Origin of the sequence: Sneathiella sp. (genome assembly GCF_002694385.1) — a bacterium.
In the GTDB taxonomy this organism is placed as follows: domain Bacteria; phylum Pseudomonadota; class Alphaproteobacteria; order Sneathiellales; family Sneathiellaceae; genus Sneathiella.
The window spans coordinates 50,128-70,133 of sequence record NZ_NZMB01000011.1 but is presented as its reverse complement, the minus strand read 5'-3'; the positions used below and the strand labels follow the sequence as shown (position 1 = coordinate 70,133).

The following is a 20,006-nucleotide window of genomic DNA, read 5'->3' as shown; positions in this document are numbered from 1 at the left end:
GAGAGCAGTATCCCGTAAAGTCGGCTGGATATAACTTCCGATCACTTAGTTGATGCGGGAATTTTCAATACGCATCATTGCTTCGGGGTCCAGAAAGCATTCAACTGTCGCGTCCGTTTCCAGTTTCATTGCTTCATTGATGGAAAGCTGGAAGCTCCGGTTCAGGACCTTCTTGACATTCTGCCGGGCGGTTTTGGGCAATTCGGCCACCTTCCGCGCTGTCTTGAGAGCCTGTTCGTATAATATCTTGTCAGGGACAACACGGCATACGAGCCCCATTTTCAGCGCCTCATCCGCCGTAATATGCTCCCCGAACAGGATCAGCTCTTTCGCGCGCTGCAACCCGACCTGATTTGGCAAAAGCGAGCTGACACCACCGGTCACGAACAGCCCCAGGTTAATTTCCGGAAAGAAGCAGCGACAACTTTCGGACATGATCGCCAGATCGCAATTCATCACCCATTCGAGGCCACCGCCGACCGCCCAGCCGTGAATCGCCCCCACAACTATTTTATCGCCGTTCATGATCAGATCGGTGACAAGCTGGATATCTTCGATAAACCGGCGCGTTTCCGCTTCGCCCGTTGATTGCTGATTGAATTCCTTCAAATCATCCCCGGCACAGAAAGCGCGCCCCTCCCCGCACAGCAGGATCACTTCGACATCCGGGTCCGCCTGGGCATTCCGCAGCGCATCCGCAAGTCCGGCCAGAAGATCGGGATTGATGGCATTGAGCCGTTCCGGCCGGTTCAACCGTATTTCGGCAACGCCGTCCGAGATTGTCAGCTTGACTGTATTATTCATTTTTCAATTCTCCCTGATGACCCGCCGGGTTTTACCGGAAGTCCGTGGCAGACTGCCCGGCCGGGCAAGCGTTACTACGGCGGTGACCCCAAGTGCGTCCTTGATGGATCGGGTCACCTCTGCCGCCAGATTTTCAGATGGTGAAATACCAGCTTTTAGCTCAACCTCGATCGGCAGCTGGTCAAACGGTCCCATCCCGTTCAGCCGGATAAGATATTCTCCGGAAAGCTGGTCATTCCCGTTGATGACGGCGGCAACCATTGTCGGGAATACATTGATCCCCCTGACAACCACCATATCGTCGCTGCGCCCGATGACCTGAAAGCGAAAACCCGTGCGCCCGCAAACGCAGGGCCCGGTCGCCGTAATCCGCAGCACATCCCCCGTGCGAAAGCGCACAAGCGGCTGGCATTCCCTCTCCAGATGGGTCAGCACCAGTTCTCCGCTCACTCCCGCCTTTATCGGAAGGCTCTCCGCCGTATCAGGATCGATTATTTCCGGATAAAGAACATCGCCGCCAAGAAAATGAAGGTCCGTATCATGCTCGCATTGACCGGCGAAGTTGCAGAACACGTCGGACACGCCATAGTTCGCATTTCGCGGTTCCAGCCCCCACACCGTTTTCAGGCGACGGCGCAGATCGGGGCTATCAAGCCCCGCTTCGCCCCCGAACAGCCCGAGCTTCAATCCGAGGTCCGCCGGGGTTATCCCCGGGAAATGTTCCGCGATCACCGCCTCCAGCACCGCCGGATAGGACGGCGTGCAGGAAATGGCCGTAATGTTCAATTCCATAATGGTATTGATGAGAAGCTTTGTGCTTCCAACACCAAAGGGAACGACCAGCGCGCCTGTTGCCTCAAGCGTCATATGATCGGTAAGACCGCCCATCCACATCTGATAATTCAGGCAATGCACCACACGATGGCCTGGCCCCAGACCAGCGGCGCGCTGACTGCGCCCGCCAACAACGGCGGTGATATGGCTGTCGCGTTGCGAAAGCGCCAGATTCATGGCCTGGCCCGTTGTCCCGGACGTTCGGTGCAGCCGGTTCACCGCCGTATCGGCCGCCGCCAGATAGGTGCCGAACGGCGGCCGGGCGGCCTGGCTTACCCGCAACATGCTTTTGTCGCAAAGCGGGAGCGCGGCGATATCCTCCAACCGCTCCGGCGGCAATTCCCCGCCCCAGAATGTTTTAAAAAAGTCAGAATGCCCGGAAACATGAAGACGCTGCCGATCCCATCTCTTTTGCTGGACAGCCGCCATCTCGCTTTCCTGAAGATACTCTGCATTCTCTACCAACGGCATCTTTCTTCCTTCCTGTACCGGCGAACCCGTTTGACAAATCCGGAACCAGCCTGTATGGCCTTCGCAGATCGTTGACATTTACCAAACATGACATCATATTTATTTATAGTGCAGGCTAACCGTAATATGCAAGTGCTGTTATAAGGTCAGTTCATTTTTCACAATTTACGACATATACTACTTTGTCGAGATATAAAAAATACGGCGAGGGTATGAAAAAAGATATTCCGTTCAATAAGGTATTGGAACAGCAGGCAAAGGATGACGTTACCCTTAAAAAGGGTGACCGCACGCGTCTTCGGCTTATGGTCGCAACCGCCAAGCTGCTTCAGGATACTTTTTTCCATGACTTGCGGATTACCGACATCTGCAAGCAGTCCGGCGTCTCGCAAGGGACATTTTACCTGTATTTTAATGACAAAATGAGTGTGACGACAACGACGCTATCCCAGTTTGTGCACCATATCTTTCAATCCCTGAAAGAAGCAGGCGCCAATCAGAACAGCCTTTCCGATGCGGTCTACGCCACAACCCTTTCCTATGTGAAGCAGTTTTACCTGAACCGGGGGCTGTTACGCTGCCTCATGCAGATGACGGAAGAATCGACCGAGTTTGAAAAAATATATCAGTCCCTCAACAGCACCTGGAACAAGCGGACCGCCAGCGCCATTGCCCGGCGTCTTGGCAACAGGCCGGCGGATGATCCCGAAGGCGTGATGATCGTCTATGCCGCCGGCGGCATGGTGGATGAATATCTTGCCAATCTCTATGTCCGCAAAGATCCGACCCTGACGAAATATTCCGGCGCACCGGAGGATGTGGCGCATCTTCTGTCCAACCTCTGGATGCGCGTGGTCATCGGCGACAATATCCGTTTGTCAGAGAAGACCAGGTAAGCACCTTACATCGCCGAGAGAAAACGCGCCTTTCTGCGAACCCGCCCGTTGTCAGGCGGCGCGGCCCTGCCTGTCAATGCGCCCCTGAGATGAAAAGCGCGGCATCATATTTCTGACAAGCCAGAAATCCGCGCCGAACCGGCCGCTGCCATGGGTGATCAGAACAGCCAGTAGCAGCAACCAATGATAATGATCGGTCGTGCCCGGGTAGACAAATAGTTCGATCACGAGTGTCATCAGGAACAGACCCGCCGCCGCAACGGGCGTCATCAACCCCAGCACCAATAAGACCGGCAACGTCAGCTCGGCAGCTGTCGCCAGATAGGCCGCTATTTCCGGTGACAGCACGGGAACCTTATACTCATCCGCAAACAGGGCGAGGGTCGTCTGCCAGCTTTTGACCTTCAGCAGCCCGGACATGAAAAATACCTTGGCAATCCAGAGCCGGATCGCCAGCAGGGCGAGCGATTGAAGCCAGCTTGACCGTGCCGTCAAATGATCCATAACGGAAGACGCGTATTTAATCATGAAAGACATCCCTTGTGGTTCGTGCGAAAAGCCCGAGACTCATGGCGTCGGCAAATTCCTGCTGAAATCCCTGCAAATCGGTGAGATTTTCCCCGGCAATGGCCATGGATTGGGCGAAAGACAGGCCTGTCCGGCTGTGCGAAACCAGCGCCGCCAGGGCATCCGAAGCGCGGCGTATGAGGACGCAATCCTCCCGTCCGCGCCAGATGACAAGTTGATGGGGATCGGATTTGAGAGAGACCAGTCCGACCTCTTCCTTCTGATGTTCCTGCCAGATATCCAGCGCATTGAATGTCTGCGGCACAATGGACACGCCAGGATGAACCGTCAGCGCGAAAGCCGGATCAGTGGCGATTGCTTCGCCCAGACTTTCAAAGTCGAGCATCTCTGCATCATCGGCCAGCGCCGCCTGAAAATAAGCCCACTCAATCGCGGCAATGTCACGCAGATATGGTAGGGATCGAGCCTCCTTGAACCCGCCCAGAAAGTCCGCCAGCCCCCCGCCAAAAGCATGACGGTTGCCGGAAGGCTGGGGATGACGTCTGATATAGTGTCGCGCGACCGTTTTGAAGAATTCCTCGCCCACAATTTGAACGAGAACCGGAAAAGCGCGCGCCAGCATGTCTGTCAGACCAAGGACGGCATTGTTTCGATAAATATCAAGCCTTGATGGTGACGCCCGCGTTGCATCCAGATACACAAGGCTCGTGCGCTCTCCTGTATAAATATCGTGCAGGAAGGCGGCCTGAATCTCAGCCAGTCCGGGCATGGCGCACCTCCCTCATCTCCGCGCGGACGATATCCGCCTTGGCGGCTTCCGCAATAAGGATATCAAGCGCGGGAATATCCGTATCCCATTCGATGAGGCATGGAACATCGCCAAACCGGCGCAAGGCATGGGCATAAAGCTCCCAGACTTCGGGGTAGACCGGTTTGCCATGCGTATCGAGATAGACGGTCTCGCCGTTCTCGATCTCATTGATCTGGTATCCGGCCAGATGGAATTGCCGCACCCGACCGTCCGCCCTGATATCGTCGATATAGGCCACGGGGTCATAGCCCAGATTATGGGCGCTGACGGCAATATTGTTGATATCCAGCAACAGGCCACAGCCCGACCGCTCGACAAGCAGGTTCAAAAATTCCGGCTCGCTATAGTCGAGTTCAGCAAAGGCCAGATAATTGGACGGATTTTCAACCAGTATCTGACGCCCGATCCTGTCCTGAAACTCGCTGACATGATCGACGAAAATGTCCAGCGCCTCGTCGATAAACGGCAGGGGAAGCAAATCCGGCACATGACTATGGCTATAACCGCTCCAGCTCAGATGCTCTGACACGAAAAGGGGGTCTATTTCATCGGCGAGCGTTTTAAGATGCCGGATATGCGCCCTATCCAGACCGTCTGCCCGGCCAAGGGACAGGCCAACCCCATGCACCGACACGGGATATATTTCCGCAATCTGGCGGATCTGCTGACGGGCTACCCCGCCGCCAAAGTAGTTTTCCGAATGCGCCTCCAGAAAGCCGACCGGCGCCCGGCCGCTCAAAAGGTCCCGCACATGCACCGACCGCAGGCCTATACCGGATCGAGGTGATGAATGCGATTGATGCATGGCAGGAACTCCTTATGGCGTGATTATCCGGTGACAACCATGCCGCCCACGATTTTCTCGCAGGTGCCATTCGGCACATAAACCCACTCTTTGGAATCCGCGTCTTTCTTGGCCTGTCCCTGACAGCTATGGCCATTGGCGGCGCAGTCATTCTGTCCTGCCTTGACGATACCCGCGCATTTCTCGAAACCATCCTTGGCCTGCGTATCGGCAGGGAGAAGCGCAGCACCGGCGACAAAAGCTCCGAGGGCAGCGGCCGTCATTACAGATTTGGAGAGTTGCATATTACTTCCTTTCAGACTTTAAGTATCAGACCATTCCCCATGAATGATCTGCGAAGAACCGTTTGCCGATCCGTTCTGATGTGTAATACGGGGCCGCACACCGTTCGGTTACAATCTGATGCAAATTTTTTTAACCTGCGGATATCCGCTTTGCAGACTGCTCCTATTTCCGCACATTCTGGTGATGAGGGGCCGATATCCCGCCCCTGCATGGACAAGCGGCAGGCAAGTTACTAGACTGCCAGCGAAATCATGCCATCAAGGGGCCAGGATGGTTACCAATTGACGAACCTGCCCGAACAGCCGCATGAAAACTTTTTTTATCAACAGGTGTAACCACACGCTGATGACGCCGTATAACAGTGAGAAGTGGGATGAATGGATGCGCGCCGCTCTCAATGGGGATCAGGGGGCATACCGGCTGCTGCTCAATGATCTGAGACGCTGGCTGACGGCTTATTTTAGCAAGCGCATCCACCAGAATGCCGTGGAGGACCTGGTGCAGGACACGCTCATGACATTGCATGGGAAAAGACAGACCTTTGATCCCAAATATCCATTCGGGCCATGGATCGGGGCAATCGCACGTCATCGCTGGATTGATCATATGCGCGCGACCCTCAAATATGTGGAAGTCGAGATTGACGAAGAATTTCCGTCACAACGGCCGGAGCGTGACGAAAGCGCCAAGCAGGATATTCGAACCCTGCTCAATCTCATTCCGCCTGCGCAGGCGGAAGTGATTGAAATGGTCAAGTTACAGGAAATGAGCGTTCGGGAAGTAAGCGAAAAGACAGGGCACAGCCCGTCTTCGGTCAAAATCATGGTGCACCGCGGCATAAAAAAGATGAAGACCGCCGTGCAGGAGATGCAGGATGAAGGATAATCTGATAGATCAGCTTGTCGCCGATCTCAACCCGGTCACGCCTCTGGCCAACCACAGGCTATGGCTATACTGCGCGGGTTGCCTGTTTGTGATCCTGATCCTGATCCTCAGTGTTCTGGGATTGCGCCATGATTACGCCCGTGCGGTTGAAACCGGTGCCATGTTTTGGAAGCCGGGACTGTTTTTCCTTGCCGCGCTCGGCACCATCTTTCTGGTCACGGATATTTCAAGACCAGGCGGACGCGTTAAATGGGGGCATTTGGCCCCCCTGCTGCTGGCGGCGGCCCTCCTGATCTGGCAGTTCAGTTTCCAGATGACCCGCTACCCACCAGGGTTCCTGCTGGACAGCCTGCTGGACAGATCCGCCTTTTTATGCCTGTCGGTCATATCGATTGGCGGCGGCGCGATCATGGGCCTTACGTGGAAATTCTGGCACAGCAGAACGGCCTCCCCGCGTCCCGCCCTGCTCGGCATGCTGTCCGGGTTCGGCGCCGGCTGCCTCGCCGCAACCGCCTATGGCCTCCATTGCGACAAGGATACCGCATCCTACATCTCTGCCTACTATGGCCTACCTATTCTAATGCTGTCTGTCATCGGAGGCATTCTCGGCAGCAAGTTTTTACGGTGGTAGCGGGACGTCCCATCGGAATCACTGCGAACCGTTAGAGTCTGAAAACGCCGTATCCGGTGTCACCTAGCGGGGCGTTCAGGGAAGCGGTGATCGCCATTCCGAGTGAATTGCGGGTATCGACGGGATCAAGAATGCCGTCGTCCCATATCTGCGAGGTCGAGTAATAGGCCGAGAGCTGCTCCATATAGGCCGCCTCGGTTTTCTCCTTTACCTCATTCAGGATTGCCGGGTCCAGTGCTTCACCATTGCGTTCCAGTTGTTTGGATTTCACCTCAACCAGTGTTTTAACCGCCTGCTCTCCGCCCATCGTGCCGATCTGGTTATTCGGCCAGCCAAACAGGAACCGCGCATCGAAGGCGCGGCCGCACATGCCATAATTTCCGGCGCCGAAGGAGCCGTTACACATCACCGTAAATTTCGGCACGTGAGAACAGGCCTGCGCCATGATCATCTTGGCGCCGTCTTTGGTTATACCCTGCCGTTCATAGGTCTCGCCCACCATATAGCCGGTGATATTCTGCAGGAACACGAGCGGGGTGTTGTTCTGGTTGCACAGCTCGATGAAATGCGCGGCCTTGAGAGAGGAATCATTGAACAATACGCCGTTATTGGCGACAATCCCGACCTTCCAGCCCCAGATATTGGCAAATCCCGCGATCAGGGTTTGCCCGTAGTTCGGCTGATACTCATGGAACCGGCTGCCATCGACAATACGGGCGATCACCTCGCGCATATCAAAGCCCTTTTTGATGTCATTGGGAATGATGCCGTAGAGTTCTTCCGGATCGTAATAGGGCGGCGCAGCCTCTTCGCGCTGACAGGCCCATTTCGTCGGCTTTTCCCACTGCGCGACTATTTCGCGGCCGATGGCAATCGCGTCCGCCTCGGAAGCGGCGGGATAATCACAGGTGCCGCTGATGCTGGTATGCATGTCGGCGCCACCCAGCGCCTCGGCGCTGACCTCTTCCCCCGTCGCCGCCTTGACCAGGGGCGGGCCGCCAAGAAAAACACCGCCCGTTCCCCGGACAATCACGCTGTAATCGGCGAGGGCCGGAATGTAGGCGCCACCCGCCGTGCAATGACCGAACACCAGAGCAAGCTGCTTGACGCCCATTTTTGACAGCAGGCATTGATTGCGGAACATTCGCCCCGCCATATGCCGGTCGGCGAAAACATCGCTTTGCAGCGGCAGAAACCCGCCAGCCGAATCGCAGCAATGAATAACCGGCAATCTGTTTTCAACGGCGATATCCAGACAGCGGACAATCTTTTTGATCGACAGGGGGTACCAGGCGCCGCCCTTGATCGAGGAATCATCCGCATGGATAATAACCTCACGCCCTGAGACAATGCCGATCCCCGTGATGATGCTCGCGCCCGGCGCATTGCCGTCATATTCCATATTTGCGGCCAGCGTCGATAGTTCGAGGAACGGCGTTCCCGGATCCAGCAGCATGTCGATCCGTTGACGGGGGAGCATTTTACCATGCTTTTCGAGGCGGGCGAGATCGCGCGCCGGACGGGCATGCCGCGCCGCCTCCTGCCGTTCGCGAAACTCCGCAATTAATTTTCGGTTATGGGCATCATTGGCGCGAAAATCATCGCTCGCCGTATTGATGGATGAGTTGATCCTGTGCATTTGCTACTCCGTCGGGGAACTGTTCTGCGAGGTTTCGGGCACCAGCGAGGCAATCACCTCGCCCTTGTCGAACAAGGCGTCCTGAGGCTTGTGAATTTTCCCGATCACACCGTCGCGAAGCGCCGTCAGATTGGTTTGCAGCTTCATGCTCTCGATCGTTAGAACCGTCTCGCCGCGGGCGACGGTATCGCCCTCTTTCTTTGCGATACTGACGACAACGCCGGGCATGGGCGCCCTTATTTCATCGGAGTTCGCGGCGGTCTGTTCCGTCGCCTGCCGGGGATCCAGAAGGCTGACTGTCCAGCTCCGGTTTTTTGACTTGAGATGCGCGATATTGCCATCATGCGCCAGCATAAAGTCATGTGCCTGCCCGTTGATCTCGATCTTCCGCCGGTTTTTATGGGCGCCGTGATCGACAACCTCATACTGCCGCCCGTCAATCGCCACGACAAGAACGGGCGTGCGGGCAATAATGTCAACCGGATACTCTTTATCTTCGACAACAAATCTGACTGTCACGGTCAATTCCTCCAGCCGCCAATGGATGCGTAGGGTTCGGGAATATCAAAGGCAAGCGCCCTGAATTCCCGCGAGGAGAGCGCCGCCGCGATAATGGCAGCGTCCCTGTCTTCAAGAGCCGCAGAGGGCAAGGCGAGATCCGCCGCATGTTCTGTCACAAAGCCCGTATGTATTCTGCCCGCGCGAAAATCGGGATGATCAATCAGCCGCGCCAAATAGTCGATATTTGTCACAACACCCAGCAGGGTAAGCTCCTGTAACGCCGCAATGCTTAACTCGATTGCCGCCTCCCGGCTGTCGCCATGCGTAATCAGCTTGGCAAGCATGGAATCAAAATTTGAGGTAACCGCCTGCCCCTCCGCAAGGCCGTGATCGAGACGGATGCGGGATGAATGAGGGGGCGTCATCGCAAGAACCGCGCCGGTTTCGGGGAAAAAGTCCTGCTCGGGATCTTCGGCGCAAATACGGCACTCGATCGCATGGCCCGAAACCGTGATGTCTTCCTGTTTCAGCGGCAACGGATGACCCGCCGCCGCCATAATTTGCATCTGAACCAGGTCCAACCCGGTCACCGCTTCCGTGACAGGGTGTTCCACTTGCAGGCGGGTGTTCATCTCCAGGAAGTAAAAACTTCCATCCGGCGCAAGAATAAATTCGACCGTCCCCGCATTTCGATATCTGGCCGCTTTCGTCAGGCGCACGGCGGCGTCGCAAATCTCTGCGCGCAGGCTTTCGGGCAGGTTGGCGGCGGGGGCTTCCTCAACGATCTTCTGGAAGCGCCGCTGGATAGAACATTCCCGTTCATACAGGTGAAGCGCGCCACCTTCCCCATCGCCGAACACCTGCACTTCGATATGCCGGGGCTGGTCGATATACCGTTCGGCATAGATGCGGTTGTCGGAAAAATACCGTTCCGCCTCACTCGCTGCAATGGCGGCGCGGTCGGCAACTTCTGCAGCGGAGCGGACAATGGACATGCCCTTTCCCCCGCCGCCCGCAGATGCCTTGATCAGAATCGGAAAGCCGATTTTCTCGGCCGCCGCCGTAAAGGCCGCCAGATCTCCGGTCGGCATAACGGAAGGCGCGACGGGAATGCCATGCGTTGCCGCAAACTGCCGCGACGCGATCTTGTCTCCCATCAACTCAATCGTTTCCGGATCGGGCCCGATAAAGGCAAGCTTTGCGGCAAGAACGCGGCGCGCAAATCCGGCATTTTCGGACAGGAAGCCGTAGCCGGGATGAATGGCGGCGGCCTCCGATTGCACGGCCAGCGCGACTATTTGCTCTCCGTCAAGATGCGCGGCCACCGGCGTATCACCTGAGATTTCGAAGGCCTCGTCAGCCATCGTCACATGCCGGGCGCGCCGCTCGCTGATATGATAAATCGCAACCGACGCGATGCCCATTTCAGAAAGCGCACGGATAATCCGGCAGGCAATTTCGCCGCGATTGGCAACCAGAACCTTTGTGAACGCAGGAGAGTTTATCGTCATTGTTATCCCGTCTTTTGCTGTTGGGCGCCCACCGACTTCATTCTCACCCCTTGAATGAAACCTGTTGAGACGCGGAATCATCGGTCAACCCGTCTGCATATCAAGCCGCGCCGAAATCTTTTCCAGCCGGTCCGCGACTTTATCAAGAGACTCAACTGTGGTTTCCGCCTTGCAGATACCGGACAGCACGATGTCGGTGAGCTGCCGCGCGACAGCATCGTGATCCAGCTCGCCATGATGCGCGAGAAAGGACGAAACATGATGTTCGATGCCGCCAAAGGCGAGATCACGCACCAGGGTTATCGAGATATCGGCGCGCAATTCGCCCTTTTCGATTCCTTCCTTGACGATATCCATCAAAACATTGGTGATCGCCCGGTTCAGGATATGCAGTTTGCTGTGGCGATAGTCCGGCGAGCTTCTGACCTCGGAGAAAAACAACCGACAAAGATCAGGGTTCGCGCGGATTGATTCAAGATGCTGCCAGATCAGCGCCTGAAAGCGCGCGCGCGTCCCTTCTATGCCGGAAATCTTCTCGATATTCTTGGCATACATTCCCTCATACCAGGCATGAAGAACGGAGAGCAGCAAGACACGCTTATTTTCGTAATATCGGTATATCGTCCCTTCGACGATGCCTGCCATCGCCGCGATTTCGGACATGGACGTCGCCGCATAGCCCTTCTGCGCAAACACGTCGCGGGCCGCCGCCTCAATCTGGCGCATCCGTATCTCGCGCGACTGACGCACTGGTCCTTTCTTTTGCGGGGACACGGCCTTCGGGCTTCCCGTCACGTTATCCAGATCATCTGACATCGCTGTGTATCTCCATTCATATGCGTCGGTTGCGGATTGGCAATCTTAGATAGACATCCGGAAAATTACATAATTTCCGGCTCTTTTGCGATTGTATTGCCGCATCCCGCCCCCTTCGCAATGATGCTTTATGCGCTCTGGACGCCACCTTATATCCTTTGATTCCTAAAGTGAATACAAATCATTAAAATGTCAATATATCCAAAATAATTTCTGACGTATTTAAATTGAAATTTTTAATTTCAATTTTTATATTTATAAATCAATATGATAATGTATATTTACTATGCATAATATTTTGCCTTGACGTAATGAGTCATATTCATTTAACCTGCGCAAACAATCGCTGCCTTTGATAATTTGATAAATCAATATGCGTTGGCAGGGCGATTGTCGGGAACAGGGAGGCTTTCAATGGCGCAGGGTGGAAATTTGTCTCACGGGACCAATGATAATGGGGCGATGCCCTTCGAACTTGGCGCCGATCATCGCGCAATCCTCGATCATGCGGATCGTTTCGCGCGAAATGAGCTTTATCCGCTTGCCGAGCGTATGGACGCCGAAGAATGGTGGCCGGAGGACACATTTCCAAAAATTGCAGAGGCCGGATTCTGCGGCATAACAATTCCCGAAGAATATGGCGGCGTCGGTCTCGATCTGATCGCGGCGGGCGTTGTCGCCCAGGCCTTTGCCCGGTGGAACCATGCCGTGGCATTAAGCTATGTGGTGCATGACAATATCTGCCTGAACAACATCTATCGCAACGCCAACAACGATCAGCGGCAGCGCTACGTCCCCGATTTATGCGCGGGCCGGAAAGTCGGCGCCCTGGGCCTGACGGAACCGGGCGCCGGATCGGACGCCCTCGGCTCGATGCGGACCACGGCGCGGCGGGACGGGAGCCATTATATTCTCAATGGCAGCAAGCTTTTCATTACCAATGGAACGATTGCCGACACATTGCTGGTCTATGCCAAAACGGCGCCGGATCGGGGCGCGCATGGCATTTCGGCATTTATCGTTGAGAGCAGCTTCCCCGGTTTCAAGGTCGCCCAGAAGCTGACGAAAATGGGCTTTCGCGGCAGCCAGACGGCGGAGCTGGTTTTTGATGATTGCCGGGTTCCGGCTGAAAACCTGATCGGCACGGAAAACGAAGGGGTCGCGGTCGTCATGAGCGGCCTGGATATCGAGCGGGCAATGATTGCGCCGGTCAGCCTCGGCATAGCCGAGCGCGCGCTGGAGCTTTCCATAGAATATGCGCAGACGCGCAAGCAGTTCAACAAACCCATCGGTTCCTTCCAGATGGTGCAATCCATGCTGGCGGATATGTATGTCGCGGTCGAAACCATGCGCGCCTTTACCTACCACAGCCTGGCCGCAACCGCCCCTCTGGAAATCGGTGGCGGCGGCCGTGGCGATATCCATAAGCTGACAGCCGCCGCCGTCATGTATGCGGCGAATTCCTGTCACGCGGTGCTCGACAATGCCGTGCAGGTGCATGGCGGCACCGGTTACATCTGGGAAAGTGAGATCAACCGGCTGTTCCGTTCCATCAAGCTGCTGGAAATCGGCGCAGGGACAACGGAAGTGCGCAAATCCATCATCGCCCGCGAACTGCTCAGGGACATGTAAAACAAAAAGAACGGCGGGGCGCAGGCCCTGCCTGACCAGGAAAAATGCGTCTTTAGAATAACAGGAGAATGGAAAATGGCTGGCTTATGGTTTGAGGAATTCGAAGAAGGAATGGTTTTTGATCACGCAATGAAGCGCACGGTCACCGAGACGGATAATATGTCCTTTTGCAATGCGACCCTCAACCCGCAGCCCCTGCATATCGACTTTCATGCCGCCTCAAAAACCGAATTTGGCCAGCCCATTGTCAACAGCGTCTTTACCCTCGGTCTCATGATCGGCATGGGGGTTTCCGAAACAACGCTCGGCACCACGGTCGGCAATCTCGGCATGACCGATGTGGCCTTCCCCCACCCTGTCTTTCACGGCGATACGATCAGCGCGCGAACAACGGTCCGTGCCAAGCGGGAGAGCAAATCACGCCCGTCCAACGGCATTGTGGTTTTTTTCCATGAAGCCTTCAATCACAAAGGGGATCGGGTGGCGAGCTGTGAACGAACCGCGCTGATGCACAAGAAGCCAAAATAATGCAACAGCTTCCATGCCGTTCCCTGCTTTTCGTTCCCGGCGACAGTGAGCGAAAAATCGAAAAATCGCAGGATTGCCAAGCCGATATCCTGATTTTCGATCTTGAGGATTCGGTTCCGGCATCCGGCAAGCCTGCCGCGCGGAAACTACTCGGGAAAATACTTGGACAGCCGTTCGACAGCCGGAAATTTGTACGTGTCAACGGGCTCAATACGGGCCTGATCGATGAAGATCTCGACGCCATAATGCACACGCCGCCGGAAGCTATTGTTTTGCCGAAATGTGAATCGCAGTGCGATATTCAGCGCCTGAGCGATAAGCTGGATCAGCTCGAAGCGGACAGGGGGCACGCCATCGGGACGGTGCGCATTCTCCCTGTTGCGACCGAAACCGCGAGGGCCGTCAGGAATCTCATGCGCTCCGACTGGTCGCACCCCCGCCTGACCGGCCTGACATGGGGCGCCGAAGATATCGCCGCGGATATTGGCTCCTTCGGCAATCGCGATGAGAATGGCGTCTACACCGGCGTCTATCAGCTCGCCCGCGATATCTGCCTGCTGGCCGCGCGGGAGGCCCGCGTGGACGCCATTGATACCGCCTTTGTCGATTTCAAGGATCAGCCCCGCTTCGCCGCCGAATGCGCCGCCTCCTACAAGGCGGGCTTCGATGGCAAAATCGCAATCCACCCGGCGCAGGTTCCGACCATCAACAAGGCCTTTACCCCAAGTGAGGAGCAAGCGGCCTGGGCGCGGCAGGTCATTGCGCTGCTGGATCACGCCGATAACGGCGTGGCGGAGCTGAACGGTCAGATGATTGATATGCCGCACCGGAAAAATGCCGAGCGGATACTGCGATCGGTTGTTTCATGAGTCTTTTGAAAACCCCCGCAATACGCAGATTTGCGAGATTTTTTCACGGCCTGGTTCTCGATAACCATAGAAGGAAGGGTTGACAGCATGTCCGGCGCACCGCCCCGCGGAAGAGAGACAGATCCGGCTTCAACGACCGCCGAGGGGATGACGGCAACGTCTTCCGCCTTGCTGGAGCTGACAAATGTCCAGATTTTCTACGACAAGGCAATCGAAGCCGTGCGGGATGTATCACTGTCGGTGAAAAAAGGCAGTCTGGTCGCCTTACTGGGGGCGAATGGCGCCGGAAAAACCACCGTGCTGAAGGCGATTTCCGGAATCCTTTTCCCCGAGGACGGAACCGTTGAGGGCGGAACAATCGAGTTCGACGGGAAGAATATCGCCGCGATGGAGCCCGATGAGATTGTCCGTTCCGGCATTGTGCTGGTGCCGGAAGGGCGGCAGCTTTTCGATACCTTGACGGTAGAAGAAAATCTGATCATGGGCGGTTACACGACAACCCAGCGGAACGCCGCCGAGGCGCTGGAGCGCATATACGACATGTTTCCCGCTCTGACGGGCCGACGGCATAGCGTCTCCGGATACCTGTCGGGAGGGGAGCAGCAAATGGTGGCGCTCGGTCGCGCCCTGATGTCCAAACCGAAGCTTTTGATGCTGGACGAGCCAACCCTCGGGCTTGCACCGCAGATAATCGAAGAGATTTTTTCGACAATCAGCGCCCTGGTCCGGGAGGAGGGCACCACCGTGCTGCTTGTCGAACAGAATGCGCAGCTGGCTCTTTCTGTCGCCGATTACGGATACATCATGGAAAACGGTCGTGTGGTGCTCGATGACACGCCGGAACGGCTGTTACGGAATGACGATATCTGCGAATTCTATCTCGGTTTTTCCGACGCCGGCGCCCGCAAGAACATGCGCGATGTCAAACATTACAAGCGTCGCAAGCGGTGGCTGTCATGAGCAACCTGCTTGAAATTCACGGGCTATCCCGAAGCTTTGGCGGCGTGCGCGCCGTGTCGAACGTCAGCCTCACCGTCGGGCATAATGAAATCTACAGCGTCATTGGCCCAAACGGCGCCGGAAAAACAACGCTTTTCAACCTGATAAGCGGTCTTTTCCCGCCGAGCGAAGGACAGATTTTCTTTGCCGGCCAGCCTGTCAACCGATTACGGACGCACCGCCTCGCAAAACTCGGCATCGGCCGGACATTTCAGAATCTGGCGGTGTTCAAGGATGCAACGGTCGTGCAGAACCTGATGGTCGGGCGGCACTGCCATATGCGCACCAATGTTTTCACGGGCGCTTTCTTCCTCGGCCCGGCGCGGCGCGAGGAATTGCGGCACAGGCGCAAGGTCGAAGAGATTATCGACTTTCTGGAGATCGAGGAAATCCGCGATCAAAAGGTGGGAACCCTCTCTTACGGCCTGCAAAAGCGGGTCGAGCTTGGCCGCGCCCTCGCGATAGAGCCGAAACTGCTGCTGCTCGACGAAATGGTGTCGGGAATGAACAGCGAAGAGACGGAGGATATCGCCCGCTTCATCCTCGATATCAAGGAACAGCTCAACATCTCAATTCTGATGGTTGAGCATGACATGGGCATTGTCATGGATATTTCAGATCGCATCTGCGTTCTGAATTTCGGTGAAAAAATTGCCGAGGGAACCCCCGCAGAAATTTCCAATGATCCGGCCGTCATCAGCGCCTATCTCGGCGCGGCGGATAAAGGCTCGGATCCCGAACCCCGCGAAACGAGGCCCTCCTGATGGTACGGGAAATTGATCTGGTCACAGAAGGAAACACCACATTTCCGCGGTTGCTGCGATATTGGGCGCAAACAACGCCGGACAAGCTCGCCCTGCGGGAGAAGGATATCGGTATCTGGAACCGCTATAGCTGGGCGCATTATTACAACACCGTTCGCGCCTTCGCGCTGGGCCTTCAGGCGCTCGGCTTCACGGAAGGCGACCGGCTGGCCATTGCCAGCGAGGATACGCCCGAATGGATGTACAGCGACCTTGGCGCCCAGTCGATCAAGGGGGAAGTCGTGGGCATTTACCCGACAAACCCCTGGCCGGAGCTGAAATATATCGTTGCCCATTCCCGCTGCCGCTTTATCGTCTGCGGCGATCAGGAACAATTCGACAAGGTGCAGGATGCCCTGAATGACGGCGACGGGCTGCCCCATCTTGAATGGATCATCTGCGTCGATATGAAGGGCATGCGCCACTATCGCAATGACCGGCTGATTTCCTTTGCCGATGTCGTTGCAACGGGAGAGCAGCATATTCTCGAAAATCCCGGCGCCCTTGAAACCTTCGAGCGAACAGTTGATGAGGGCGATCCGGACCAGGTCTGCATGCTGGTGTACACATCGGGCACGACCGGCCCGCCGAAGGGCGCGATGCTGTCGCACCGCAACCTGATCGACCCCTCCCATGAAATCTGCCGCGAATTTGGCATGGACGCGAAAAACTTCACCGTCGTCTGCTATCTGCCACTTTGCCATGTGGCGGAGCGCATCTATTCAATGGCGATGCATCTGATTACCGGCGGGGAGGTTAATTTCGCCGAATCCGTCGATACCATTGCGATCAATCTGCGGGAAATCGCGCCGACCGTCATGCTGGGGGTGCCCCGCATTTGGGAAAAGCTGCAGCAGAACATCCTGATCGGCATTCGGGACGCCACCCCGTTTCAGCAACGCTTGTTTGAAATCTGCCTGCGGCTTGGTTACGGAATTAGTGCGCGGCGGAGTAAAAATGACGGCAAGACCGGCCTTGCGGACAGGGCACTGTTCTTCCTCTTGTGGCTTGTCATGTTCCGAAGCTTGCAGCGCTTTCTCGGGTTGAACCGGACACGCCAGAGATTTTGCGGCGGCGCCTCGGTCTCGCCCGAAACCCTCCGCTTTTTTGATGTTCTGGGACTGCCGGTCTTTCAGGTTTATGGCATGACCGAAGTGGGCGGCGTCGCCTTCATGCAAAAACCGGGAAGCTGTGAAATCGGCTGCGTCGGCGTGCCGCACCCCGGCGTTGACAGCCGTATCGAGGCAGATGGTGAGCTCCTTCTCAAATCCAGGGGCGTCTTCAAGGGCTATCTGGATGATCCCGAGGCAACGGCGAAAACAATCACCGATGGCTGGCTTCACACCGGCGATGTGGTTGAGTATCACCCCGGCGGGGAGCTGATGGTGGTGGACCGCAAGAAAGCCATCATCATCACCAGCGGGGGCAAGAATATCGCCCCCTCGGAAATAGAAAATGCCCTGAAGGACAGCCTGTATATCCGCGAAGCCATTATCATCGGCGACGGGCGGCATTTCCTCTCGGCTCTCATCCAGATTGATTATGAAACCGTCGGCAAATGGGCGCAGGGCCAGCATCTCGCCTATACCACCTACACCTCCCTCGCCGCCCTGCAGGAGGTGCGTGATCTGGTTGCGGTCGAGGTGAAACGGGTCAACGCCCTGTTTGCCCGGGTCGAGAATGTCCGGGAATTTCGCATTCTGAAAAAGGAACTCGACCATGACGACGGCGAGCTGACCGCGACGCAGAAAGTCCGGCGCAGCACCATTGAAAAGAAATTCTCCGAGGAAATTTTATCAATTTACGGGAAGGGGACCTGATGGATTATTTCCTGGATCTTGTCATCTCCGGGCTCATGGTGGGCGCGCTCTACGGTATTATCGCCATGGGCTTTGCCATGATTTACAAGGCCACCGGCGTCGTCAATTTCGCACAGGGCGAAGTGTTGATGCTCGTCGCCTATATCGCCTACACGCTGACCACGCTGATCGACATGCCGTTCTGGCTGCTGATCCCGGCGACGATCATGATCGGCATGATTGTCGGCCTGATCGTAGAGTTCCTGTTCATCCGGCCGATGATTGGCGAGCCGGTCTTCGCAACCGTCATGGTGACCATTGGCCTCGCCGTCTTTATCCGCTCGCTCGTCGTGCTGCTGTGGGATGCCTTTCCCCATGAATTTGTCACCAGCCTGTCCGAGCAGGTCATCGAGATAAGCGGCATCCGTCTCTACCCCTCGCAGATCGTCGCGTTCATCACCTATCTTGTGCTGATGGCCGCCTTCTGGAGTTTCTTCCGGTATTCGCGTATCGGCATCGCCATGCGCGCCGTCGCCAACAAGGAAACGGTCGCGCTGCTGATGGGCATCCGCATCAAGCATGTGTATGCCGTGGCATGGGCTTTGTCCTCCATCATCGCCGGGATCGCCGGGGTCCTGTTCGCCAGCATTTATGATCTCGATCCGACAATTTCCGCCATGGGTCTCAATGCGTTTCCCGCCGCAATCCTGGGTGGGTTGGATTCGGTTCTGGGCTCGGGATTTGGCGGGCTGATTATCGGCGTCGTGGAAAATCTGACGGGCGGATATCTGAGCACCGGCCTGAAAAGCGTTTCCGGATTTGTCGTCATCATTCTGGTTCTGATGGTGCGACCCTACGGCTTGTTTGGCGAACCAGAAATAGAAAGAGTCTGATGCGCAGCGGTAATTACAAAGAGACATACAGCCAGCTTCTGGCGATGACGGATTCGCGTCTGGTGATGTTCGCCACACTGGTCCTGATCATGGCATTGATTGCCTTTCCGTTCATGGTCAATACATATGTTCTCTCTTTCGGCGTGATGATCTGCATCATGGCGATTGGCGTCCTGGGGCTGAATATGCTGACCGGAAACGCCGGGTTGATTTCTCTCGGCTTCTCCGGATTTCTTGCCGTCGGGGCCTATACGAATGCCATTCTTGTCTCGGATTACGGCTGGCCGACCCTCGGGGCAATCATATGTTCCGGCTTGATGGCCGCCGCCGTCAGCCTGCTGGTCGGCATCCCGTCGCTGCGCCTCAAGGGGCTTTATCTCGCCATTACCACGCTGGCTTTCTCGGTCATCATAAACCAGGTGATTCTGGAGATGGAATGGCTGACCCATGGTTCCGCCGGGATCCTTGTCAGCCGCGCCGCCATTTTTGGCTATACCTTCAAATCGGAAATATCGCTCTATTATCTGATGCTGGGCTTTGCCGCCCTGTTCACCCTCGCCACAATCAACATCATGCGCAGCCGGATCGGGCGGGCCTTCAACGCCATTCGCCAGCATGACATTGCGGCGAAGGCCATGGGCGTGGATCTGGTGCGCTACAAGCTTCTCGCGTTCATGCTGAGTTCTTTTTATATCGGCGTCGCGGGGGCTCTGTTTTCCTACCGGGTCCGCTTCATCAATGTCGATAATTTCGACTTTCTGCTGAGCATCGAATCCATCTCCATGATTATCGTCGGCGGGCTCGGCACCATCGCCGGATCGCTGCTCGGCACCGCCTTCATGGTCGCCCTGCCGGAGATTGCCCGGATCATGTTCGATGTCCTGGGCGGCACGCTCAAGAATTTGCTGTCCACGAACGCGCTGGAGATTAAAGGGGTCATCTATGGCCTGGTGATTGTTGTGTTCCTCCGTTACGAACCCGACGGAATAGTAGGGAAGTGGCGTGATATCAAACGGTATTGGCTTAACTGGCCGCTTTCCCATTGATGCGCGGATACCCCGGGGCA

The 20,006-nt window shown here is 56.1% G+C and carries 21 protein-coding genes; 11 read left to right on the top strand and 10 right to left on the bottom strand.

All coding sequences use genetic code 11. The features are described 5' to 3' along the window. Positions 1 to 45 precede the first annotated feature (45 nt). Both CMN55_RS06620 and CMN55_RS06615 read right to left on the bottom strand, forming a co-directional pair. Positions 46 to 804 (bottom strand): enoyl-CoA hydratase/isomerase family protein, encoded by a 759-nt coding sequence (locus tag CMN55_RS06620; RefSeq protein WP_293948761.1) that lies wholly within the window; start codon positions 802 to 804, stop codon positions 46 to 48. Positions 805 to 807: 3 nt separating this feature from the next. Next, positions 808 to 2,109, bottom strand: coding sequence for a phenylacetate--CoA ligase family protein (locus tag CMN55_RS06615; RefSeq protein ID WP_293948760.1), 1,302 nt, complete (start codon positions 2,107 to 2,109; stop codon positions 808 to 810). Between the two features lie 212 nt (positions 2,110 to 2,321). On the opposite strand from CMN55_RS06615, the gene CMN55_RS06610 reads away from it, so the two are divergent. Then, positions 2,322 to 3,005, top strand: a complete 684-nt coding sequence (locus CMN55_RS06610; RefSeq protein ID WP_293948759.1) for a TetR/AcrR family transcriptional regulator — start codon at positions 2,322 to 2,324, stop codon at positions 3,003 to 3,005. A gap of 51 nt (positions 3,006 to 3,056) precedes the next feature. Here the strand turns inward: CMN55_RS06610 and CMN55_RS06605 are convergent, their stop codons facing one another. The 4 genes from CMN55_RS06605 to CMN55_RS06590 are packed head-to-tail and all read right to left on the bottom strand — an operon-like array spanning position 3,057 to position 5,433. Then, positions 3,057 to 3,533, bottom strand: coding sequence for a DoxX family protein (locus CMN55_RS06605; protein WP_293948758.1), 477 nt, complete (start codon positions 3,531 to 3,533; stop codon positions 3,057 to 3,059). Continuing rightward, complete coding sequence (locus CMN55_RS06600) at positions 3,526 to 4,302, bottom strand: HvfC/BufC N-terminal domain-containing protein (protein ID WP_293948757.1); 777 nt, start codon at positions 4,300 to 4,302, stop codon at positions 3,526 to 3,528. The genes CMN55_RS06605 and CMN55_RS06600 overlap by 8 nt, the downstream gene beginning before the upstream one ends. Continuing rightward, on the bottom strand, positions 4,286 to 5,149 hold the full coding sequence (gene bufB, locus CMN55_RS06595; RefSeq protein WP_293948756.1) for an MNIO family bufferin maturase: 864 nt from the start codon (positions 5,147 to 5,149) through the stop codon (positions 4,286 to 4,288). The genes CMN55_RS06600 and bufB overlap by 17 nt, the downstream gene beginning before the upstream one ends. A gap of 23 nt (positions 5,150 to 5,172) precedes the next feature. Then, complete coding sequence (locus CMN55_RS06590) at positions 5,173 to 5,433, bottom strand: BufA1 family periplasmic bufferin-type metallophore (RefSeq protein WP_293948755.1); 261 nt, start codon at positions 5,431 to 5,433, stop codon at positions 5,173 to 5,175. A gap of 307 nt (positions 5,434 to 5,740) precedes the next feature. Between CMN55_RS06590 and CMN55_RS06585 the strand changes: the two genes are divergently transcribed. Both CMN55_RS06585 and CMN55_RS06580 read left to right on the top strand, forming a co-directional pair. After that, positions 5,741 to 6,319: a sigma-70 family RNA polymerase sigma factor gene (locus CMN55_RS06585; protein ID WP_293948754.1), complete on the top strand. Its 579-nt coding sequence runs from the start codon at positions 5,741 to 5,743 to the stop codon at positions 6,317 to 6,319. Next, positions 6,309 to 6,950 carry a DUF1109 domain-containing protein gene (locus CMN55_RS06580; RefSeq protein WP_293948753.1) on the top strand — a complete coding sequence of 214 codons (642 nt, stop codon included), beginning with the start codon at positions 6,309 to 6,311 and terminating at the stop codon, positions 6,948 to 6,950. Before CMN55_RS06585 ends, CMN55_RS06580 begins: the two co-directional genes overlap by 11 nt. 31 nt (positions 6,951 to 6,981) lie before the next feature. Here the strand turns inward: CMN55_RS06580 and CMN55_RS06575 are convergent, their stop codons facing one another. The 4 genes from CMN55_RS06575 to CMN55_RS06560 form a co-directional block, all read right to left on the bottom strand. Further along, positions 6,982 to 8,589, bottom strand: a complete 1,608-nt coding sequence (locus CMN55_RS06575) for an acyl-CoA carboxylase subunit beta (protein WP_293948752.1) — start codon at positions 8,587 to 8,589, stop codon at positions 6,982 to 6,984. A 3-nt stretch (positions 8,590 to 8,592) separates the two neighbouring features. Further along, the gene (locus CMN55_RS06570; protein ID WP_293948751.1) at positions 8,593 to 9,108 is read right to left on the bottom strand and encodes an acyl-CoA carboxylase biotin carboxyl carrier protein subunit; all 516 of its coding nucleotides are present in this window, start codon (positions 9,106 to 9,108) and stop codon (positions 8,593 to 8,595) included. Between the two features lie 2 nt (positions 9,109 to 9,110). Beyond that, positions 9,111 to 10,601 (bottom strand): acetyl-CoA carboxylase biotin carboxylase subunit, encoded by a 1,491-nt coding sequence (locus CMN55_RS06565; RefSeq protein WP_293948750.1) that lies wholly within the window; start codon positions 10,599 to 10,601, stop codon positions 9,111 to 9,113. An 84-nt stretch (positions 10,602 to 10,685) separates the two neighbouring features. After that, positions 10,686 to 11,417, bottom strand: a complete 732-nt coding sequence (locus CMN55_RS06560) for a TetR/AcrR family transcriptional regulator (protein ID WP_293948749.1) — start codon at positions 11,415 to 11,417, stop codon at positions 10,686 to 10,688. A 414-nt stretch (positions 11,418 to 11,831) separates the two neighbouring features. Here CMN55_RS06560 and CMN55_RS06555 point away from each other — a divergent pair, with 414 nt between their 5' ends. The 8 genes from CMN55_RS06555 (at position 11,832) to CMN55_RS06520 (ending at position 19,986) form a co-directional block, all read left to right on the top strand. Then, positions 11,832 to 13,049 (top strand): acyl-CoA dehydrogenase family protein, encoded by a 1,218-nt coding sequence (locus CMN55_RS06555; protein ID WP_293948748.1) that lies wholly within the window; start codon positions 11,832 to 11,834, stop codon positions 13,047 to 13,049. A 75-nt stretch (positions 13,050 to 13,124) separates the two neighbouring features. Next, positions 13,125 to 13,577: a MaoC family dehydratase gene (locus tag CMN55_RS06550; protein ID WP_293948747.1), complete on the top strand. Its 453-nt coding sequence runs from the start codon at positions 13,125 to 13,127 to the stop codon at positions 13,575 to 13,577. Next, positions 13,577 to 14,446 (top strand): HpcH/HpaI aldolase/citrate lyase family protein, encoded by an 870-nt coding sequence (locus tag CMN55_RS06545; protein ID WP_293948746.1) that lies wholly within the window; start codon positions 13,577 to 13,579, stop codon positions 14,444 to 14,446. Before CMN55_RS06550 ends, CMN55_RS06545 begins: the two co-directional genes overlap by 1 nt. A gap of 168 nt (positions 14,447 to 14,614) precedes the next feature. Next, positions 14,615 to 15,406 carry an ABC transporter ATP-binding protein gene (locus CMN55_RS06540; protein WP_366931983.1) on the top strand — a complete coding sequence of 264 codons (792 nt, stop codon included), beginning with the start codon at positions 14,615 to 14,617 and terminating at the stop codon, positions 15,404 to 15,406. After that, entirely contained in the window at positions 15,403 to 16,209 is an 807-nt protein-coding gene (locus CMN55_RS06535; protein WP_293948744.1) for an ABC transporter ATP-binding protein, read from the top strand. The genes CMN55_RS06540 and CMN55_RS06535 overlap by 4 nt, the downstream gene beginning before the upstream one ends. Beyond that, positions 16,209 to 18,068 carry an AMP-dependent synthetase/ligase gene (locus CMN55_RS06530; RefSeq protein WP_293948743.1) on the top strand — a complete coding sequence of 620 codons (1,860 nt, stop codon included), beginning with the start codon at positions 16,209 to 16,211 and terminating at the stop codon, positions 18,066 to 18,068. The genes CMN55_RS06535 and CMN55_RS06530 overlap by 1 nt, the downstream gene beginning before the upstream one ends. Beyond that, positions 18,068 to 18,940, top strand: a complete 873-nt coding sequence (locus CMN55_RS06525) for a branched-chain amino acid ABC transporter permease (protein ID WP_293948742.1) — start codon at positions 18,068 to 18,070, stop codon at positions 18,938 to 18,940. Before CMN55_RS06530 ends, CMN55_RS06525 begins: the two co-directional genes overlap by 1 nt. Next, entirely contained in the window at positions 18,940 to 19,986 is a 1,047-nt protein-coding gene (locus tag CMN55_RS06520; RefSeq protein WP_293948741.1) for a branched-chain amino acid ABC transporter permease, read from the top strand. Before CMN55_RS06525 ends, CMN55_RS06520 begins: the two co-directional genes overlap by 1 nt. The last annotated feature ends 20 nt before the right edge of the window (positions 19,987 to 20,006 follow it).

Bases quoted from the DNA above. Each gene is read 5' to 3' on its own strand.
- CMN55_RS06565 (WP_293948750.1), bottom strand. From the start codon at position 10,601: ATGACGATAAACTCTCCTGCGTTCACAAAGGTTCTGGTTGCCAATCGC.
- CMN55_RS06555 (WP_293948748.1), top strand. From the start codon at position 11,832: ATGGCGCAGGGTGGAAATTTGTCTCACGGGACCAATGATAATGGGGCG.
- CMN55_RS06525 (WP_293948742.1), top strand. From the start codon at position 18,068: ATGGATTATTTCCTGGATCTTGTCATCTCCGGGCTCATGGTGGGCGCG.
- CMN55_RS06530 (WP_293948743.1), top strand. From the start codon at position 16,209: ATGGTACGGGAAATTGATCTGGTCACAGAAGGAAACACCACATTTCCG.
- CMN55_RS06520 (WP_293948741.1), top strand. From the start codon at position 18,940: ATGCGCAGCGGTAATTACAAAGAGACATACAGCCAGCTTCTGGCGATG.
- CMN55_RS06605 (WP_293948758.1), bottom strand. From the start codon at position 3,533: ATGATTAAATACGCGTCTTCCGTTATGGATCATTTGACGGCACGGTCA.
- CMN55_RS06610 (WP_293948759.1), top strand. From the start codon at position 2,322: ATGAAAAAAGATATTCCGTTCAATAAGGTATTGGAACAGCAGGCAAAG.
- CMN55_RS06585 (WP_293948754.1), top strand. From the start codon at position 5,741: ATGAAAACTTTTTTTATCAACAGGTGTAACCACACGCTGATGACGCCG.
- CMN55_RS06620 (WP_293948761.1), bottom strand. From the start codon at position 804: ATGAATAATACAGTCAAGCTGACAATCTCGGACGGCGTTGCCGAAATA.
- CMN55_RS06580 (WP_293948753.1), top strand. From the start codon at position 6,309: ATGAAGGATAATCTGATAGATCAGCTTGTCGCCGATCTCAACCCGGTC.
- CMN55_RS06535 (WP_293948744.1), top strand. From the start codon at position 15,403: ATGAGCAACCTGCTTGAAATTCACGGGCTATCCCGAAGCTTTGGCGGC.
- CMN55_RS06590 (WP_293948755.1), bottom strand. From the start codon at position 5,433: ATGCAACTCTCCAAATCTGTAATGACGGCCGCTGCCCTCGGAGCTTTT.
- CMN55_RS06545 (WP_293948746.1), top strand. From the start codon at position 13,577: ATGCAACAGCTTCCATGCCGTTCCCTGCTTTTCGTTCCCGGCGACAGT.
- CMN55_RS06575 (WP_293948752.1), bottom strand. From the start codon at position 8,589: ATGCACAGGATCAACTCATCCATCAATACGGCGAGCGATGATTTTCGC.
- bufB (WP_293948756.1), bottom strand. From the start codon at position 5,149: ATGCATCAATCGCATTCATCACCTCGATCCGGTATAGGCCTGCGGTCG.
- CMN55_RS06550 (WP_293948747.1), top strand. From the start codon at position 13,125: ATGGCTGGCTTATGGTTTGAGGAATTCGAAGAAGGAATGGTTTTTGAT.
- CMN55_RS06600 (WP_293948757.1), bottom strand. From the start codon at position 4,302: ATGCCCGGACTGGCTGAGATTCAGGCCGCCTTCCTGCACGATATTTAT.
- CMN55_RS06560 (WP_293948749.1), bottom strand. From the start codon at position 11,417: ATGTCAGATGATCTGGATAACGTGACGGGAAGCCCGAAGGCCGTGTCC.
- CMN55_RS06615 (WP_293948760.1), bottom strand. From the start codon at position 2,109: ATGCCGTTGGTAGAGAATGCAGAGTATCTTCAGGAAAGCGAGATGGCG.